The organism is Metabacillus sp. B2-18, assembly GCF_021117275.1.
Lineage (GTDB): Bacteria > Bacillota > Bacilli > Bacillales > Bacillaceae > Metabacillus.
This window is the reverse complement of record NZ_CP088245.1, coordinates 2508078-2526630: the sequence shown is the minus strand read 5'-3', so window position 1 is coordinate 2526630 and position 18553 is coordinate 2508078. Positions and strand designations below refer to the sequence as shown.

18 protein-coding genes are annotated in these 18553 nt (G+C 33.7%); 14 read left to right on the top strand and 4 right to left on the bottom strand.

The genetic code is table 11. From position 1 onward, the window contains the following. Positions 1-104: 104 nt before the first annotated feature. A complete protein-coding gene (locus tag LPC09_RS12660; RefSeq protein ID WP_231309675.1) occupies positions 105-266 on the top strand; it encodes a hypothetical protein in 162 nt (53 codons plus the stop codon). A gap of 129 nt (positions 267-395) precedes the next feature. Here LPC09_RS12660 and LPC09_RS12655 read toward each other — a convergent pair whose 3' ends face one another. Continuing rightward, positions 396-791, bottom strand: coding sequence for a (deoxy)nucleoside triphosphate pyrophosphohydrolase (locus LPC09_RS12655; RefSeq protein WP_231309674.1), 396 nt, complete (start codon positions 789-791; stop codon positions 396-398). A 263-nt stretch (positions 792-1054) separates the two neighbouring features. Here LPC09_RS12655 and LPC09_RS12650 point away from each other — a divergent pair, with 263 nt between their 5' ends. Both LPC09_RS12650 and LPC09_RS12645 read left to right on the top strand, forming a co-directional pair. Further along, the gene (locus LPC09_RS12650; protein WP_231309673.1) at positions 1055-1258 is read left to right on the top strand and encodes a hypothetical protein; all 204 of its coding nucleotides are present in this window, start codon (positions 1055-1057) and stop codon (positions 1256-1258) included. Positions 1259-1451: 193 nt separating this feature from the next. After that, the gene (locus tag LPC09_RS12645; RefSeq protein ID WP_231309672.1) at positions 1452-2159 is read left to right on the top strand and encodes an HAD family hydrolase; all 708 of its coding nucleotides are present in this window, start codon (positions 1452-1454) and stop codon (positions 2157-2159) included. Positions 2160-2405: 246 nt separating this feature from the next. Here LPC09_RS12645 and LPC09_RS12640 read toward each other — a convergent pair whose 3' ends face one another. Beyond that, complete coding sequence (locus LPC09_RS12640) at positions 2406-4097, bottom strand: MFS transporter (RefSeq protein WP_231309671.1); 1692 nt, start codon at positions 4095-4097, stop codon at positions 2406-2408. 290 nt (positions 4098-4387) lie between these two features. Here LPC09_RS12640 and LPC09_RS27630 point away from each other — a divergent pair, with 290 nt between their 5' ends. Then, entirely contained in the window at positions 4388-4480 is a 93-nt protein-coding gene (locus LPC09_RS27630) for a putative holin-like toxin (RefSeq protein WP_373995096.1), read from the top strand. A gap of 336 nt (positions 4481-4816) precedes the next feature. Further along, positions 4817-5803: a macro domain-containing protein gene (locus LPC09_RS12635; RefSeq protein WP_231309670.1), complete on the top strand. Its 987-nt coding sequence runs from the start codon at positions 4817-4819 to the stop codon at positions 5801-5803. Between the two features lie 137 nt (positions 5804-5940). On the opposite strand, the gene LPC09_RS12630 is transcribed toward LPC09_RS12635, so the two are convergent. Further along, a complete protein-coding gene (locus LPC09_RS12630) occupies positions 5941-7263 on the bottom strand; it encodes a sensor domain-containing protein (RefSeq protein ID WP_231309669.1) in 1323 nt (440 codons plus the stop codon). A 292-nt stretch (positions 7264-7555) separates the two neighbouring features. Here LPC09_RS12630 and LPC09_RS12625 point away from each other — a divergent pair, with 292 nt between their 5' ends. The 6 genes from LPC09_RS12625 to LPC09_RS12600 all read left to right on the top strand — a co-directional run bounded on the left by LPC09_RS12625 (position 7556) and on the right by LPC09_RS12600 (position 14031). Next, positions 7556-7873, top strand: a complete 318-nt coding sequence (locus LPC09_RS12625) for a DUF3784 domain-containing protein (protein ID WP_231309668.1) — start codon at positions 7556-7558, stop codon at positions 7871-7873. A 127-nt stretch (positions 7874-8000) separates the two neighbouring features. After that, positions 8001-8651 (top strand): vWA domain-containing protein, encoded by a 651-nt coding sequence (locus tag LPC09_RS12620; protein ID WP_231309667.1) that lies wholly within the window; start codon positions 8001-8003, stop codon positions 8649-8651. Positions 8652-8855: 204 nt separating this feature from the next. After that, positions 8856-9926: a DUF262 domain-containing protein gene (locus tag LPC09_RS12615; protein ID WP_231309666.1), complete on the top strand. Its 1071-nt coding sequence runs from the start codon at positions 8856-8858 to the stop codon at positions 9924-9926. A 5-nt stretch (positions 9927-9931) separates the two neighbouring features. After that, the gene (locus LPC09_RS12610; RefSeq protein WP_442920027.1) at positions 9932-10333 is read left to right on the top strand and encodes a DUF7834 domain-containing protein; all 402 of its coding nucleotides are present in this window, start codon (positions 9932-9934) and stop codon (positions 10331-10333) included. Next, positions 10317-12239 (top strand): DUF262 domain-containing protein, encoded by a 1923-nt coding sequence (locus LPC09_RS12605; protein ID WP_231309664.1) that lies wholly within the window; start codon positions 10317-10319, stop codon positions 12237-12239. Before LPC09_RS12610 ends, LPC09_RS12605 begins: the two co-directional genes overlap by 17 nt. Positions 12240-12717: 478 nt before the next feature. Further along, complete coding sequence (locus LPC09_RS12600) at positions 12718-14031, top strand: prolyl oligopeptidase family serine peptidase (protein ID WP_231309663.1); 1314 nt, start codon at positions 12718-12720, stop codon at positions 14029-14031. Positions 14032-14234: 203 nt separating this feature from the next. Here LPC09_RS12600 and LPC09_RS12595 read toward each other — a convergent pair whose 3' ends face one another. Next, positions 14235-15542 carry a prolyl oligopeptidase family serine peptidase gene (locus tag LPC09_RS12595; RefSeq protein WP_231309662.1) on the bottom strand — a complete coding sequence of 436 codons (1308 nt, stop codon included), beginning with the start codon at positions 15540-15542 and terminating at the stop codon, positions 14235-14237. 293 nt (positions 15543-15835) lie between these two features. On the opposite strand from LPC09_RS12595, the gene LPC09_RS12590 reads away from it, so the two are divergent. The 3 genes from LPC09_RS12590 (at position 15836) to LPC09_RS12580 (ending at position 18441) form a co-directional block, all read left to right on the top strand. Continuing rightward, positions 15836-16405: a dihydrofolate reductase family protein gene (locus tag LPC09_RS12590; RefSeq protein ID WP_231309661.1), complete on the top strand. Its 570-nt coding sequence runs from the start codon at positions 15836-15838 to the stop codon at positions 16403-16405. Positions 16406-17058: 653 nt separating this feature from the next. Continuing rightward, entirely contained in the window at positions 17059-18000 is a 942-nt protein-coding gene (locus LPC09_RS12585; protein WP_231309660.1) for a DnaD domain protein, read from the top strand. A gap of 147 nt (positions 18001-18147) precedes the next feature. Next, on the top strand, positions 18148-18441 hold the full coding sequence (locus LPC09_RS12580; RefSeq protein WP_231309659.1) for a replication protein: 294 nt from the start codon (positions 18148-18150) through the stop codon (positions 18439-18441). The last annotated feature ends 112 nt before the right edge of the window (positions 18442-18553 follow it).

Here is an 18553-nt window from a genome sequence, read left to right as displayed (position 1 = left end):
GAACGATCGATTTACTTAAAATCGGCTTATGAATTACCAAATATTAACAGGATAACTACAATCAGTTTGATATGATAGAATAAATACTGATGGAGTTGATTTTAATGGAAGAAGTGCAAATTCTTTCAGAGATTAAAGACATAAGAGTAGATATGACAGATTTAAAACAAGATGTTTCTGATGAGATGAAGGGTATGAAAGTTGACATTGACTATTTAATCTCAAAAACTGGCAGACATGATACTGAACTTAATGAAAGAGCTTAGAGGTTAATTTGTAAAACTGTTTGGTGTCTCAGCACCGAACAGTTTTTTATTTATTATTTTATATTAATTAAAGATCTGTATTGTTCCGAGTAGAGAATGACTATTCCATACATAAAGTTAAGAATGAAGTTAGATTTCACTCATCAGTTCCTCAACTGCCGGAACATCAGCCGGCGCCCATTTCAAAGACTCAAGATTTTCTCTTTTCAACCATATGAGAGTAGAATGCTCACTAGGTGTTGGTGTTCCATCAACTATTTTACATTTAACTGCAATTAAATTTATTATAAAGGTCTCATACTCATGTATATTGTTATGAAACAATTCTACTGTTTCAATCTTACAATTTAGCTCTTCTTTAATCTCTCTCACTAAAGCAGAATAAATGTCTTCGTCTTTTTCAACTTTTCCTCCAGGGAATTCCCACATATTAGGCATAGCCATTTCCGGTGATCTTAAAGCACAAAGTATTTCGTTTAGATCATTTTCTATAATGGCAGCAACTACTTTAACCGTTTTTTTCATGATGGCCTCCAAATAATGGATTTACTAGAGTATCATAGCATTTCAAATTTTATTTAAAAAGGTTTTGAAAATGAATTTTTGATAAATTTTTACACAAATAAGAACAGGTGTTCCTGTTTTGTGGTAAAATATAGATATAATCAGGGGTGGTAATCATTACCCAGCATAAAAGGAGTATGATGCTTATGTAATGATCTATTTAATCTGAAGTAGTAAACAAAAGCTGACAAATTTATATTATAATATCAGGTAGAGGTGATATAATGGATGAAAAAATTCTTAACCTACTCACTGAAATGAACAAAGATTTAAAGAATATGAAATTAGAAATGACAGAACTTAAAACTGAAGTGAACAAAGATTTAAAGAGCTTAAAAATAGATATGACAGAATTTAAAGATGAAATGCACGATCGTTTTGACAAGATTGATGCAAAACTTGATGGTGTTGGTAGTCAGTCGAATTAACAAACGAGCAAAGGATAAATGAATTTGAATTTATTGCTGACAAAGTTAATAAACTAGAGAAGGAAATTTATTTTCTAAAAACTAAAAATAATAAATAATTTAAATAGAACATAAAAACGATGGGAAATATTGCCCTTCGTTTTTTATTTCTCATAATCAGTATGATTGTCATATCAAGAGGAGCGCTGTAAATATGAATACATATATTTTTGACGTCGATGATACACTTTACGACCAAGCACAATCTTTTCATAAAACGGTAAGGCAGCTGTTTCAAGTAGCTTTATCAGATGAGGAAATTGACCAATTATATAAAGCTAGTCGAAAGTATAGTGAGATCTTATTTGATAAAAGTGAAGCTGGTGAAATATCTCAATTTGAATGGCAAACCGGCCGAATAATTTCTGCTTGTAATGACTTTAATATTCCGATTGATACGGAAAAGGCGGCTATTTTTCATGAAACATACGTAGCTGAACAAAACAATATTACATTGTTTCCGGAAGTGGAGGAGCTACTGAATCTTCTTTACAAAGATGAGAATCAACTTGGGATTCTTACAAATGGTGAAGAAAAACATCAAGCCATGAAAATAGAGCAGCTCGGTCTTGACCGTTGGATTCCTGCAGAAAAGACGTTTATTTCTGGAAGTATTGGCCATGCAAAACCGAAAAGAGAAGTGTTTGAATTTATTGAACAGAAAATGGATCTTGATCAAGCCAAAACGGTTTATATCGGGGACAATTATGAAAAGGATATAATTGGAGCAAAGCAAGCAGGCTGGCAGGCAATCTGGATGAATCATCGTAAGAAAGATATACCTGCTAATGCTGCCTATAAACCGGATGAAGAAGTACATAGTGCCAAGGAGCTATTAGATTTCTTTGTGAAAAAATATTAATGATTGTATTTGCAAGTTTGGTGTAGTCCGTTGTATCTCTTTTAGAGACAAGAAATAACCCACCTGAACCTTAACCGGGAAAGGTGAGTTATCTTCAAACCTCGCTGATCCTCTTGACAGGAACCTAGCTATTGGATGACTGTTTGGTTTTCGCGCACCGAACAGTCTTTTTTATATTATCAAAGGATAAGGTTTTAAAAAGAAATGAAAGTTGACAATTTTATAGTATTAAAAAGCTTTTATTCATTATTCCAACCCTTCAATTCTCATCTCCTTAACTGGCAAGAAGCTTTCTCCTGTATCAAGATAGGTAATCTTCACTTGATCATTCTCTTGTAAATAAATAGCCAATGGAGAATTTTCTGATGATATCACGAAATTATTTCCACTATCTAACAAAAATGACACCATCGTGAAATCCCCAGATTTTTCTTTGTAAACACGTACGACTTTGCCTGATAATGTTTTTTCTTCAGCTTTAGAAGTACCATCTACTGAACTTCCACCTTTTTGCAGGGCTATTTTGTATTGTTTAAGTGCTTGATTAGGTGAAGCGGCATATACGGATATTTCTGGATTGGCGGCAGAAACAATAAAGTAGTTTTGTAAGAAACCGTTTGAGTCCAAAACAGGTGTTAACCAGCTAGCTTCTCCATAAAAATTATATAAAACTGGCATTTCACCATGCCATTTTTTCTCAATAAATTTCTTTTCGATAATTTGAAGAGCGCCTTGGGAATCCATGTACGATTCTTCTAAATTTCCTGTATAATAGGTTGCCTTTCCTGTTCTAGAATTCGTAAGCGAATATCCTAGCATAGAATCTACGCCTTCTTTAGGACTAGTAAAATCAGTGAAATAATACATGTCACCATCTTCATTAAAGATTGGACTTACGTTTGCTTCGGTTCCTTCATCAGAAGGTAGCTTCACATCAGATTTACCAAAAATACTGTTCCAAAATCCATGTATATAATTTCCATAATAGCTGTTCTGTAAGCTCACAGCTTCAGGCGAAACAGCTCCATCAATAAATGAAGGTACTTCTGCTAGCTTATAATCCTTTGTATTCCCACTCTTAGGATCAACCATAACAATTCCTATAGCCTCAAATCCATTACGAGCTGAAACAAATTGACCATAGGTACGGATATAATATGGCTTACCATCTTCGTCAATCTCTAATTGAACATCACCATAAAAAATATGCTTAGGATAATTCATTCTTATATGACGTTCAACATTTTTATTAAGATAAGAGGATGGTGTAAAGATCATTTCCGATTTTATAAATTTTGGATTATCAGAAGAATCTGTGGCACTTAAAGTGAAGTAGCCTGGTGTTTCATCGCCATTCAACCATTTGAAAAATCCAGAGAACTCAACTGGTGCAATATAAACGTATTCTCCATTTACTTTTTGAACCTGCAGATTTCCAAGTTCATAATAACTTGTATTAGGAACTTGACCGAACGACTTTTTCATTTTATTTCTAGCAAACTGAGGTGGAACACTTGCAGGGGTTTTGTTTTCATCAAACGCTTTAATTTCAACTAATTCTTCCATCTCTACAAGTTTAAATTTTTCGTCAGCATTAAAAACCGGTGCTACAAGTAGATAAATTCCAAATACAAGACTTCCTAAGAAGAGTAGCCCCTTTACCAGTTTTTCCTTTCCTGTGGCAATGATCATACCTAATGCTGAAACAATGATGATAAAGATCCATAATGAAGAGATATTACGATCTAAATTTGTAAAATAGTAAACTGCAAACATTGTGATCATAATGATGACCGAAAAAATGCTAAGTACTCTTATACTTGGCTTATTTTTAGGTGTTTTGTTATCTTTATTTGACTGCTTTTGTTTCGTAAAAGGAATTATGATAACGGCTGCTAATAATCCAATAATAAGAGAAAAGATAAGAATGTTTACCATGATGTTCTCCTTTCGATGTGAGTTATTTGATTGGTTATATACTTAATACGGTTAAGTATAATGGAAGGTTTCATTTTTTATGGTGTTTATATTTTAGATAAAGAAGTACATAGTGTAGAAGAGTTAGATTAGTGAATCGTTGGGGTAGAAGTTAGTTTAGTTATTCTATGTGTAGATAGATAATTAATAGCAGATTATCGGAACGAATGTTCTGGATTGTGATATAATAGAAATGCAATAGCTAGGTAAACTCATGGGTGGTCAGCATTACCCCGTATGGAAAGGGGGTGATGCGTATGTTGACAGTATTTCAAACGTTAATGCTTATGATGGCATTTGCAGGTTTGGTGTTGTCCATCATATCTTTTAGAGACAAAAAATAACCCACCCTTGAGCTTAGCCGGCGACAGGTGAGTTATCTTACAAAATCGCTGATCCCCTTAGTGGGAACCTAGCTATTGTATGACTGTTTGGTGTTCTAGCACCGAACAGTCTTTTTTAGTTTATGATTTCTCTAGTATTATTATAACCAAAGACTAGAAAATTGAAAAGTAATTCAAGGTTAGCAACAAATATAATTAATTTCTTATTTTTTCGTAGCGATTAAAACATAAAATAAAGCCCGTGGTAGAATGAAAGTATGGAATAAAGTAGCTAGCTCATTTAATAAACGTTCGAATTTTTCATAGAAAAGGAATGAAAAAAGGGAGACGATCTTCATGCCATTAGAAATTGTACGTAATAACCTTACCAATATGAAGGTAGATGCGATTGTAAATGCTGCAAATACAGATTTGAAAATGGGTGGAGGTGTTTGTGGAGCTATTTTTCAAGCTGCTGGTGTTCATGAGTTGAGGCATGCATGTAATGAAATAGGAGCCTGTTCTGTTGGAGAAGCTGTCATCACTGATGGATTTCAGTTACCTGCTAAATATATTATTCATACACCAGGACCTATTTGGAAGGGTGGCTCCCATCAAGAAGCAGCTCTGTTGAAAAGCTCGTATGAACATTCTTTAGAGCTAGCAAAAAAATACGAATGTGAGTCAGTTGCTTTTCCACTCATCTCAACTGGGATTTACGGCTACCCAAAAGAAGATGCATTACAAATTGCCGTTTCTACCATTAGTACCTTTTTACTGTATCATGACATGCTGGTATATCTAGTAGTCTTTGATAAAGCATCATTTGGTTTAAGTCAGAAGCTGTTTAAATCGATCAATGAATATATTGATGAGCATTATGTTGAGGAAATAGAGAGCACGTTTAGCCGCCGATTTAATATGGAGGCTATACCAGAAGAGCTTTATGAAAAACAAAGCGAGCCCATCTTAGAAAATAGTTTAGCAGATCTAATAGAAGATCTTGATGAGTCATTTTCAGAACGTCTGCTGCGCTTAATTGATGAAAGAGGAATGACTGATGTTGAGACTTATAAAAGAGCAAATATTGATCGTCGCTTGTTTTCAAAAATACGTAATGCATCGGAATATTTACCTAAAAAGAAAACAGCGATAGCCTTTGCTATAGCATTACAACTTAATGAAGTCGAAACAAACGATCTGCTGTCAGCAGCAGGATATACATTGTCACGCAGTAGTAAATTTGATGTGATTGTTGAATTCTTTATCCAGCAAAACAACTATGATATTCACGAAATTAATGAAGCCTTATTTGCTTTTGATCAGCCTTTATTAGGTGCTTAAATGAGAATTGATAGCTTTACTTCAATGCTAAGCAAGCAAAAATGCTAAATAAAAGGCTTATAAAAATGACATTTAAAAGATAAGATAAAAAAATAGGAAACCTAATTATATGTGGTTTCCTACAGAATTGTAAAATATCAATTACTATAAAAACTTACATGCGCTCGTCCATTTACCTTTGCTTTATATAAGGCTTTATCAGCGTTACAAACCAATGATTGAGGACTAGTTCCATCATTTAAATAGAACGCTATTCCAATTGATGAAGTTGTCTGGAAAGTATGCCCCTTAATATGCCAGGGTTCCTTTAATTTATTGACAATTCGCTCCCCAATTATTTTTGCTTCATCTGTACTTGATAAATCTGGTAATATAATAGCAAATTCATCTCCTCCTAATCGAGCCAGTACATCTGTGTTTCGAAGAATGTTCTGAATTCTCCTTGTAAGCATGACAAGCAACTGATCACCAATTTCATGACCCATTGTATCATTTATTCTTTTAAAGTGATCAATATCTAAATACATTAATGCTAAGAAATGAACAGAGTTTTTTGCTCTCGAAATTTCTTCTGATAGCTTGTCCATGAAAAAACGGCGATTTGGAATATTTGTTAAATGGTCATAATATGCATATGTTTCTAATTGAGTTTGGTAATGTTTACGTTCAATAATATCTCGAGCGACTAAAACTAATTTATCAAAGCCCCCATTTTCGTTATAAGTGGTATTTACATTTGCCTCAAGCCAAATATATTGGCCATCTTTTTTAAGAAATTGGAATTCAAAATTTTTATTAAAATTAGTTCTGTTAGTTAGTAACTCTCGGTAAACCTGTCTAAAAGCGTTGTATTTGTTTGGATGGATGTAATTCATTAATTCAAAGGCTTCACGATTTATATATTCTATGATTGAGTAGCCTGTTACTTTTTCAAAGGATGGGGATAAATACGTAATCATTCCTTTACAATCAATTGTTATAAGAATATCTCTCATATTTTCAGCGATAAAACGAAAGTTAGTTTCACTTATTTTCAATGCATCTTCCGCGTTTTTTCGTTTTGTTATTTCTCTACTAACAATTACTAAGTGACTTCTATTACCGTTTTTATCAAATATTGGTGTTTTAATTACTTCCCAAGTTCTAGCTATACCATCAGGAGTTTGGAAAGATTTTTCAATTTGGATCTCTTTTCCATTTCCCCATGCCATTTCATCTGTTTCCATATTATACATAAAGTTATGTCGTTGACTTGGTAAAATCTCTGCTAACTCCAAATCTGTTTTTCCATGGTAGGGAAAATCCTCTTTAAATCCATAGGAATTAAGCACTAGTTTATTCGTGACAAGCCATCTGCCTTTACCATCTTTTAGCACAATAAACTCAGGAATTAAGTCTATCAGTAATCGAAGCTGCGGTTCATATGTTGTAAGGGTTGATAGGTATTTAATGAGGTCCATATGCTCTCCTTTATTTAAAGCTTATTTGTTTTTACTATTCTATAATATTTTTATAAAAAATAATAGATTTTATAGGATAAATGAACTATTAATTAATGATTAACACCTATGAAAAAAGTCTAAAATTTCTCTATTTGTTAAAAAAGATAGTAATGAAGGCGTTTGAACGAATATAGGTTGCTGACTATATTCAATTAATGAAACATATGACTTATTAAGAACGTATTAATTTTAAACGCTCGATTGTTTAATCAACAGATAATTGATAGGAAAAGGAAAGGAGGTAACTTGTTTGGGAGTAGCCAGCCTTATTATTTCAATCCCGTTCTTCATTTTTGGTATTATGCTTTCAAAAGGAAAAGGAGCATCATTACTTGCAGGTTACAATACAATGCCTGACAGTGAAAAAGCTCAATACGATGAAGTAGCTTTGTGTAAGTTTATGGGGAATATTATGTATGGAATTAGCTTTAGCATCTTATTATTTGGATTGAGTGAGCTGTTAGAAAACCAAGCTATATTTATGATTGGTCTTATTTTATTTTTATCACTTATTATTTTTGCATTGGTTTATTCCAATACCGGAGATAGGTTCAAAAAGAAAGTTTAATGATAAATAATAAAGAACTAGACAAAAAGCAAAGGTTAATAAAATGTCGCTTTGAAAGCGACCGATACTTTTTCAAATCTTGTTATCCTTGATTTATAAATAAATTAATGACGGAGGATGACAAGAAATGAAAAAGAATATAACAGAAATCGTATTTATCTTAGACAAAAGTGGTTCAATGGCAGGACTTGAATCAGACACAATTGGTGGCTTTAATTCAATGCTAAGCAAGCAAAAAAAAGCTGAAGGAGAAGCTTTCGTCACAACAGCTCTATTCAACCATCAATATGAACTTTTACACGATCGAATCAATGTAAAAGGTATATCTCCATTATCTGAAGAGGATTATGAGGTAGGAGGAACTACTGCATTATTAGATGCAATCGGGATGTCTATCCAAAAAATCGTAAATGTACAAAAACACACAAGTGAAGAAGAACGAGCGGACAAGGTGCTATTCGTCATCACAACAGATGGAATGGAAAATAGCAGTCGTGAATATACTCCTGACAAAATAAAGAACATGATATCACTCCAAAAAGAGAAATATGGATGGGACTTCATCTTCCTAGGTGCGAATATTGATGCCATTTCAACTGCTGCAAAATTTGGTATAGAAGAGGACTTTGCCGTTGACTATCACGCAGACAACATTGGAACACAATTAAATTATGAATCTGTCAGCGAGGCCGTAGTAAAGCTGCGAAGTGGGAAGAAAATTGATCGAAGCTGGAAAGAAGATATTGAACGTGATTATCATAAAAGATCAAGAAATTAATATTTCTACCTAAATATTTAATGAAAGAACTAGTCTTCTTAACTCTAGAAGGCTTTTTTCATTCATTCTTAATAGTTAAATTAACAAAAAATGTCGAATGAGGTAAAATTAAGCTATTAACTACTCTAGTACTAAGGAATTAGCAGAGTAGTAGTAGACTACAAAAAAACAGAATCAAACCTACACAAACGGAGCTGAGCAAGGATGACATACGCCACAACCAGTAAAATGAATGATGTAAAAGTAGAGGTTGGTACGTTCGAGCAATTTTTTAAAGAAAAGGCAGTTTATCCAATCGCAATCGATACCTATCAACGACCATATGTATGGAATGTGAATAAGGTAAAAGAGCTGTTGAATGACTTACTAGAACACCTCGAAACACAGCCTAATGTTCCTTATTATATGGGAAGCATCTTGTTACATAAAAATGATGAAAAAGAAAAGCTGTTCATTATCGATGGTCAGCAGCGTATGACTACGTTAAGTATTCTGTATTATCTATTACATAGAAGATTAATAGAAGGCAAAATTGCGATGGAATTTAACTCACCAGAATCCATCAAAAATATTAAAAACATTCAAAGGTTCTTTCACCATGATGAGAATAAAGCATGGAAAGAAAAGGTTTCTTTATTGTTTCCTAATATCCAATTCACATTTATCACAACTCCTTCAGAGGATTTGGCTTTTACCTTTTTTGATACGCAAAATGATCGAGGAGTAAAGCTGGAGCCTACTGATTTACTAAAGGCTTATCATCTTAGAGCAATAAATAATATAACCATCCAGGAGCGTTGTGCGAAGGATTGGGAAAACATCCAAAACATCAAGCCGATTCTTCATAAAAAAGGAGATTTTACGTTAGAATTATTTACAAAATATCTTTCTCGTGCTCGTACTTGGCGTGGACAAAAACAAATCAGTCTAGTAAATGATGAGGACATGTTAACCGAATTTATGCGAAACACGAAACAAAATGATGATGACACAACAATCGAATTGTTTCCTAATTTTCACAATACCTATGGAGCTAAACTTTATGTAAAAGATAACGGAGACTATGAAGTACAAGTGAATGAAAATAGCCACGATGCTAGCTCTCTTCCTTTTACATTAAGACAACCGATTAGTAAGGGACTGGGTTATTTTCTTTTTTCGAAAAGATACGCAGAAGTGATTACCTTACTTTTTACAGATCAAAATGTTACTAGTAAGGAAATAAAGAGGTTTAGAGATTTTTATGATAATGTCTGGAAACATTTATCCGTTTAGTTTACTTGAAGGAATTGTTCATTCTGGCGAATCTGATGTATTATGACAAATTCGGTGAACAGCAGTTGTTTCGTTTTTCGCTATGGCTAGATCATTTGCTTGGAGCAATTCGATTAGAAAAACAAAATGTAGTGAAGCAAGCACCGATGAATTTTTTAAAGGATAGCGAAAATAACCTGCTTGATGTGATTAGTCATGCGTTTACACCAGAAGAAGTGTTTACGTTTTTATTACGTTGTTCAGAAAAAGTCGATACTTACACGAAAGTAAGTATTGAACATGTTAAGGGTGTGCGAGGTTATTATATAGAGAGGATTTTGACCTTTTACGGTAAAAACAATTTCGATTTTAAAGTAAGCTGGATGGATACATTTGTTAAGGAGATTGAAAATGGAAATACAGTCTAATTTAGTCACATTAAAGAGTTTAGTAGAAAAACAATTTCTTTTTAATATCCCGATTTATCAGAGATTATATGTTTGGCAAGAAGGACAAGTGAAGACGTTATTAGAAGATATAGAAGCTGCTTTTAATGACGAAAAAGAGCTATTTTACTTAGGTGGTGTTCTCGTTGTTGAAAATTCATGCGTTTCTACCCAACAAAGAAAGGTATATGATTTAATCGATGGGCAGCAACGATTTACAACACTTTGGATGATTTCGATCGTATTTGCTGGTGCTCTAAAATCGTTTATTGAAAATGAGGAAGAGAATCGAATAAACTTTGCGATTCGTGAGGTAATCAATGAGAAATTTCAGTTATTAATTAACGGAACTAAAAACGTAGATATAACGGCCAATATTGATGACGCACTAGCATTAATTAGACGATTTCACTCTGAATTTGAGGGGGTTAAACCTGGGAATGCAGCCAAGATAGCTAAGTTTATATATGAGAAGGTTCAATTGGTTTTTACCGAGGTACCAGAGCAAACCGATTTAAATAAATTGTTTGAAGTGATTAACAACCGTGGCATTCAATTGCAGCATCATGAAATTTTGAAAGCTAGATTTCTAGATAAACTTCAGGCAAAAGACCGCATGAAGTACAGCAACTTATGGGATGCTTGCGCAAATATGAATCAATATATTGAGAAAAATATTAAAGATCTAACTCATATCAAAACGACTCCTTTATTTGACCAGGAAGCTGCCAAGGTTGGCGAGGAACAATTGGCTGATGCGACCAAAGTGTTAGCAGCAATCGACGAGAATGAGGAAGAAAACAACGAGTCTATGACTTTGTTAGATATATTAGAGTCTGAGGATGTTCGTGCTAGCTTTAATGATGAGGAGAAACATGATGAAGACGAATATGATAGTGAAGACGTAAGGAGCATTATGACGTTTCCCATGCTTCTGCAGCATACATTACGAATATATTTAGCAAAGAAAAAGCAAAATGATATCCCGAAAATTTCGGATAAAGAAATATTGATAATCTTTTCGGAGAACTTTTTAACAAAATCAGTTAAAGATGAAGATATTAAGGAATTTATCGAGCTATTGTGGAAAGTTCGCTATTATTTTGATAAACATGTGATTAAATGGGTTGGCCCTAAGGATCATGAAATCCATTCAATTCGAAGAACATATAAAAATGCTAATAAAAATGGAAGAAATATTTATTACTCATTGCAAAGAGGAGAACCAACAGCTCGGGGAGAGGCTCTTTTGCAAAGCGTGTTATATCACTCCCAACAAATTACTACACACTATTGGTTAACTCCTTATTTACATTATTTAATAGAGAACAACGGGAAGGATAGCTATACATATTTAAAGCACCTAGACAATCACTTGCTATGTGCGGTTAAAGATGACGAAACCTTAATCGAGCGAACTAGACATTTTCTAGAAAAACATGATTATAAAACAACACTAAGTACAAAGATTTTACACGAGGAGCTTGGAACAGAATTTCCTCATTACTGGTTTTACAAGCTGGAGTATGTTCTTTGGGAGAAATACGCAAACAAGGGAAACAAGTGGAGAGAATTTAAAGTAACAGCCAAAAACTCTGTGGAACATATTTCCCCACAAAATCAGAAAATGACCGATACAAACACAGTATCTCAAGAGCAATTAAACAAATTCGGAAACCTTGCCTTAGTTTCCAGAAGTGTTAATTCAGAATATAGTAATTTACCGTTTAACGAAAAACGTCAACGGTTTATTAATAATAATCGAGAAAAGCTAGATTCATTGAAGATGGCTTTAATTTATGAAAATGAGAGTTGGAATGATGAATTGGCGAAGGAACATCAGGTGGAGATGATTCGGGTGTTGGAGGAGTATTTGGGGATTTTGTAGGAACGTTTGTTCTTTATTGTGTTATAATAGAATTTTGGTCTTCATCCCCTGAATGAAGACCATTGCTCTCTATCTTTATACAAAGTTTAGTCATCATCTTCTGTATGAAGACTGAATTATGAACTATATAAGATACCTATAATTGGAGAGTCGGGGGAAATAAGAGGCTATATTGCTACTAAAGCTTTAGAAAGTACAGTGAACAAACACTAGATAATTTTATTATGATTGGTAACAGAAACCATGATATTATTGGGGCAAGGCAAGTAATACTGGTATTGACTCTTTAGGAGTAACTTATGGAAATGCTTCATTTGAAGAATCAAGTAATTCAATTCCTACCTATATTGTCAAAAGTGTTGACTAGTTAGAGGATCTATTAAGGCGAGTTAAATAACAAAATTGTACATTTAGTAGTACGTTTGTCTAAAATCAAGAATCCAATGCAAACGCATTCAAAAAAGGGAGGTAAATCATAATGGAGAATAAGAAGAATAGATCGGAGAAATCTCTAACGCAATTAGGTTCAGCAGACGTAACGAATCATACTTTTAAACCAGAAGTAAAAACACAACCTTCTTATCAAACGGTTACAAAAATTGAGGATTGGGGAGCAGCCATGACAAAAGTAATCGTTTATTTAGGAAAACCTGTTCCAGCAGATTCGGTTACGAAAGAGACCTTTCATGTTCATGTAGAAAGATATGATCATAGATTAGCACATCCATTCTTACAAGAAGGTAATCGAATAGTAAAGAATGCTTATGTATCAGATAAGCTTGGGAAACCAGCCGTGAAGATGGGGCAATATGCTGTTTTAGAAATGGAGATTTCCCCAACCTTATCACTTTCTTCTGCAATCAACTACGATTGGGCGGGGACTGGTTTTAACGATTGGACCGATAATAAATACACGATTACACAACAAAAGAATATCCAAACCAGTGATGGAACGATTTCAGGGTTAGTTATAGATACATACATAGGTGGAACGAGAGAGCTTGTCGATGATTTCAGAACCGGCAAAGCAACATATGACAATGTTACTTTAACCTATGCTGATTATTCTCCAGCAAAAAATAATGGGGAAAATCCACTAGTCATTTGGTTACATGGAGCTGGAGAAGGAGGTACAGACCCAACCATAGCCATCGCCGGGAACAAAGCCGCAAACTTTGCATCTGAAGAAATCCAAGCCTATTTTGATGGTGCCTATATATTAGCTCCTCAAACACCTAGTTTTTGGATGGATGGTTACACTGAATTTGGAGATGGTACCTCGAAATATCAAAAAGCACTAATGGCATTAATTGAAGATTATGTTTCACAGAATAAGAATATTGATCAGAGTAGAATTTATATTGGTGGAGATTCTAATGGTGGCTATATGACCATGCTGATGATACGGGACTATCCGGAGTATTTCGCAGCTGCCTTCCCAACCTGTGAAGCGCTAAAAGATTCATTGATTAAGAATGAAGAAATACAAAAAATGAAGAATCTTCCTATCTGGTTTATTGCTGCCAAAACCGACACGGTAGTTGATCCGAATCTATATACAGTTCCAACCTATAACAGATTAATTGAAGCGGGTGCAAAAGATGTTCATCTATCTCTATTCGATCATGTAATTGACACTTCAGGTCTCTATAAAAACAGTGACGGTACTCCGTACGAATATGATGGACATTGGTCATGGATTTATGTATACAACAATGAGGTAACAAACACCATTAATGGAAAAACAACAACCTTAATGGAATGGCTAGCGGAGCAGTCTTTAAAAAAGTAGGAATCCATTTGATAGTTTCGAAGACAAATAAACGAAAATAAGCGGTTTCTCGGGTGAAGGAGAAAACGCTTATTTTTTTATACCTTTGGTTTTTTGCTAAAATGTAATTTTTTTGCATACATTCCTTAAAACAAACACTATTTAGGAATATAGAAGATGCTTTACGATTTGATGTAATGCTATCAATTACACATTACAAAATCTTAACGAGACTGTGCAGCCATCCACTCCATTAGAGTAGTTGTTTCACCATTAATGGTTGTTTTTACTTCGTTATTATAAACATAAATCCACGACCAGTGACCATTGTATTCATATGGTGTACCGTCAGCATTTTTATATAAACCTGAAGTATCTTGAACATTATCAAAAAGTGTTAAATGAACATTCTTAGCTCCAGCTTCTAGTAAACGATTATAGGTTGGAATTGCATTGCTTTCTGGAGGTAAAGTTCGATCATTTTTTGCATGAACAAACCAAATTGGTGTTTGAGACATATTTAAAATATCTCCATCAGAAACTAAAGGATTATTTAAACCTTCACAAACTGGAAATGCTGCTGCAAAATATCCTGGATAGTCCCGAACCATTAACATTGTCATGTATCCACCGTTTGAGGCACCGCCAATGTAGATTCTATTAGGATCGATATCAGGATTAGTAGCGACATAATCCTTAATTAATGAAATAAGAGCTTCTTGGTAAATAGAAGTTCCATCAGCTCCTCCTGAAATGCCCTCCATCCATCTCGTAGGTGTTTGTGGAACTAATACATAAGCACCGTTAAAATAAGATTGAATGTTTGCCGTTGCAAAGGAAGTAGCTTTATTAGCGGATAATGGAATAGTTGGATCGGTACCACCTTCACCACCGCCATGCAACCAGATGATTAAAGGATTTTTCCTCTTATCTTTTGCTGGTGCATAATCTGCATACGTTAATGTAATGTCCTTGTATGTTGCCTGACCAGCTGAGAATTCATCAACTATTTCTCTCGTTTCTCCTGCAAAGGTATCAATCACTAATCCAGAAATTGTGCCGAATTTACCAGCATTCATTTTTATGTCTTTTTCTTGAGTAATAGTATAATCTGATTGTATCCAATCATTAAACCCAGCATAATAGTTGAGAGGGGAACCTAGTGAAACAGTAGGTCCAATCTTCATTTCTAAAACCACATATTTACCTCTTACTGCAGGGTTTCCATTTTGATCAGCAACATAGGCATTTGTTACCTCTCTAAAACCTTCCTCTAATTGTGGTGATGCTAGTCTATCATCGCTTCTTGTAACATGTACCTTAAATGTATCAGTTGTAATAGATTCTTTAGGCACAGGTTTACCAATTTTCAAAATCAGTTTAGTAATAGCTGCACCCCAATCATGTATCTCAATTACACTTCGATAGGATGTGTCTGCTTTTTCTCCCTTTGCAAATGCACCAAGACTAAAGGAACATAATAGTACAGATGTTAAAATAACAAGCATGAAAATTCTTAAGCTTTTTAACATAAATATTACCTCCTTCATTTATAATAAAACCAAGATATACATCCTCTCTCTATAAAATAAAACGCTTACAGGTAAACTTACTAAGAAGAAGAGTTTTTTATGAACATAATTAGTAGTACTTTTCTACGATTTACTGCACGTTTATAAATGATTGGCTCTGTTAAAGGTAAAGGTTGATATTTGATACCTATCCGAATTCTTGATATAATTAACATTAGAACAAATGTTCGTTAAGGTTGACAAGGTCAACGGGACAGAAGGATCAAATCTGAATGGTAAAAGGATGAATAGTTATGACAAATAACGTAAAACAGAGAAGAATAATTTTAGATTTAGCAGTTACTTTAGATGGTTTTATTGAAGGGAAAAATGGAGAAGTTGATTGGTGCATTATGGACCCTGATATGGGGTTTACTGATTTCTTAAATCAAATTGATACTATTTTATATGGTAGAAAAAGCTATGATTTATGGGGACAATATATTCCAAAAAATGAAGACCCTGATACCGAAAAGGAAATTTGGAAATTGGTTCATAGTAAAAAGAAATATGTTTTTTCCAGAACACAAAATGAGATACATAATCAAGCAATATTTATAAATGATAATCTTCTTGAAGAAGTAAATAAATTGAAGAAAAAGTCTGGTAAAGACATCTGGCTTTATGGTGGAGCGAGTCTCATTACAACTTTTATAAATTTGGGGCTTGTTGATGAATTTAGATTATCTATTCACCCTGTTGTTTTGGGAGAAGGAAAACCGTTGTTTATTGATTTAAAACAGAGGATAAATTTAAAAATGGTTAATACAAGAACATTTTCCTCTGGCGTTGTGCAAATAATATATCATTGGAATGATAACTAAAAAAATCTTTCACTCCAAAGAGATCTTGTAATAAATATTATAAGGCAATACTCAACAGTAGTTTCACCTATTGAACTAAAGGGGAATCCATAAATAATGGGTTCCCCTTAATAGTATGGAATTATCAACATTAAATTTTAACAGAACCAAATGTTTAAAAATATGTTAAACCATTTATCTATATGTAAGTCATTGAGTTAATCTGTATTTCAACATCTTAAATTTGAACATATTTATTTCCGTAGATGCTTTAAATAGTAGATATAAAATTTAGGTGAGAAATCTTTTTTTACGATACGTGGCCAAAAAAGAAAAAGAAGAATAATAAAAAGAAAAACAACAACAAAAAAGCTTACAACCCTAGTATAGAGGATAATCTAGAAAGAGCTGCCATTCTCAAAATTGAAAACTTTGTTGTAGTGGTAGTTTATCTTCTAAAACAAACTCAATAGAAAAGATCAACGTTCCTTACAAGCCGTAAAGGAGCGTTTTTTATTTTCTAACACAAAATTTAAACCCTTATCAAAATCGTAATCATCACACCAGTTTTATCTTCACAAAAAATTTACATTTCAAACCGCTACTGTAATCTTCTTTTTTTCTATATAAGAGGTGAAAGAACATTTAATTTATAAAAGGGTAGTGATGAAAAGATGGCAAAATTTCGTATGGTGTTAACTGGATTTTGGCGATCTTCATTTAATTTAGAGAAGATGTCTTCGGATGATAAATTATTTTACATGTATTTACTGACAAATGAAAAAACGACGCAAATTGGAATCTATGAAATAACAACAAAAGAAATGGCACTCGAATTAGATTATACGATTGAACAGGTGGAATCATTAATAGAACGTTTTTGTACACATCACAAATTAATTCGGTACAATCCAGAAACATGTGAAATCGCCATAAAAAACTGGGGGAAAAATAACCTTCATAGGGGCGGAAAACCAATCATGGATTGTATGACAAAAGAATTAAAAGAGGTCAAGGATACCTCGCTTATTTCGTATGTTTGCGAAGGAATTGAAAGAGAGGAAATCGTTCGCTTATATGATTCTTATTGTAATAAAGAAGTAGAGAAAGAAATGAGCCATAAGGGTGAAGAACATACAATCAATGCAACTGAACATGATCAAATTGAAGAAATCTCTCGCCCTTGTGTTACGGAAACTGGGGAAGAAAAACAATCCTCTGAAGAGAATTCAAATAGTGATGATGACCAACAAAGTCAAAAATCAAAAGATATAAACGAAATCGTAGAGTTCTGGGACAGCAATGGATTTGGCTTATCAAACATAAATGCCAAACACCAGCTGTTATCCTGGTTAGAGAATTCCTGCTTTTTACACCCTAAAGATGTCGTACTAAAAGCAATGGGTATTGCCTGTGCTAATAACAAGCGAAGGCTAAACTATATTGTTGGAATTCTTAAAAACTGGAAAAATGAGTCTTTATTAACCATTGAAGAAATTGATTCTTATCATGACAACCAGTCTTCTAAACAAAAATCCAAGCAGTCAACTTCTATTGGAGCTGGAAGACCGATTCCGGGTGAGTTCGTGCTTGATCTTACAGCGGGTGAGGATTGAAGAGACTCTAAACATTGTCATACTTGATAAAGAATCTAAACCCTGTAAAAAAATAGATTTTTTAAAAAACACACGCTACTCTTCGTCAGTTTTTCTATATATATAGTGTGAAAAGGAAATTAATAGGAGAAAGGAAAGTGTTGAAAAATGGCAGAATGTAAAAAGGTTAATACAGATTTTTGGAGAGACCCGGTTATAAAGGAGATGACATGGGAGGAAAAGTATTTTTATCTTTACTTACTCACGAATCCGCAAGCAACTCAAGACGGAATCTATGAAATTTCAATAGAACAATTAGCAGAGAAAACTCGTCTTTCGATCGACAATGTTCAAGCATTGATCCGCAGTTTCACTGAGCATTATAAATTGATTAACTACAACCCTGAAACATGTGAAATTCATGTTAAAAACGAGGGAGAATATTTTCATGATGAAGACTAAGCAGCTGATAAGAGGGTTCGATCAAGCTGAATTAGAGGAACTTCATATAACTTTAAAATATTAGTCTTAATAAGAATGATTGATGGGGGAGGACTGAAGATAAAGATCCAAC

Excerpts from the sequence above, each read along its gene's own strand:
- LPC09_RS12660 (WP_231309675.1), top strand. The coding sequence starts at position 105 with ATGGAAGAAGTGCAAATTCTTTCAGAGATTAAAGACATAAGAGTAGAT.
- LPC09_RS12655 (WP_231309674.1), bottom strand. The coding sequence starts at position 791 with ATGAAAAAAACGGTTAAAGTAGTTGCTGCCATTATAGAAAATGATCTA.
- LPC09_RS12650 (WP_231309673.1), top strand. The coding sequence starts at position 1,055 with ATGGATGAAAAAATTCTTAACCTACTCACTGAAATGAACAAAGATTTA.
- LPC09_RS12645 (WP_231309672.1), top strand. The coding sequence starts at position 1,452 with ATGAATACATATATTTTTGACGTCGATGATACACTTTACGACCAAGCA.
- LPC09_RS12640 (WP_231309671.1), bottom strand. The coding sequence starts at position 4,097 with ATGGTAAACATTCTTATCTTTTCTCTTATTATTGGATTATTAGCAGCC.
- LPC09_RS27630 (WP_373995096.1), top strand. The coding sequence starts at position 4,388 with ATGCGTATGTTGACAGTATTTCAAACGTTAATGCTTATGATGGCATTT.
- LPC09_RS12635 (WP_231309670.1), top strand. The coding sequence starts at position 4,817 with ATGCCATTAGAAATTGTACGTAATAACCTTACCAATATGAAGGTAGAT.
- LPC09_RS12630 (WP_231309669.1), bottom strand. The coding sequence starts at position 7,263 with ATGGACCTCATTAAATACCTATCAACCCTTACAACATATGAACCGCAG.
- LPC09_RS12620 (WP_231309667.1), top strand. The coding sequence starts at position 8,001 with ATGAAAAAGAATATAACAGAAATCGTATTTATCTTAGACAAAAGTGGT.
- LPC09_RS12615 (WP_231309666.1), top strand. The coding sequence starts at position 8,856 with ATGACATACGCCACAACCAGTAAAATGAATGATGTAAAAGTAGAGGTT.
- LPC09_RS12605 (WP_231309664.1), top strand. The coding sequence starts at position 10,317 with ATGGAAATACAGTCTAATTTAGTCACATTAAAGAGTTTAGTAGAAAAA.
- LPC09_RS12600 (WP_231309663.1), top strand. The coding sequence starts at position 12,718 with ATGGAGAATAAGAAGAATAGATCGGAGAAATCTCTAACGCAATTAGGT.
- LPC09_RS12595 (WP_231309662.1), bottom strand. The coding sequence starts at position 15,542 with ATGTTAAAAAGCTTAAGAATTTTCATGCTTGTTATTTTAACATCTGTA.
- LPC09_RS12590 (WP_231309661.1), top strand. The coding sequence starts at position 15,836 with ATGACAAATAACGTAAAACAGAGAAGAATAATTTTAGATTTAGCAGTT.
- LPC09_RS12585 (WP_231309660.1), top strand. The coding sequence starts at position 17,059 with ATGGCAAAATTTCGTATGGTGTTAACTGGATTTTGGCGATCTTCATTT.
- LPC09_RS12580 (WP_231309659.1), top strand. The coding sequence starts at position 18,148 with ATGGCAGAATGTAAAAAGGTTAATACAGATTTTTGGAGAGACCCGGTT.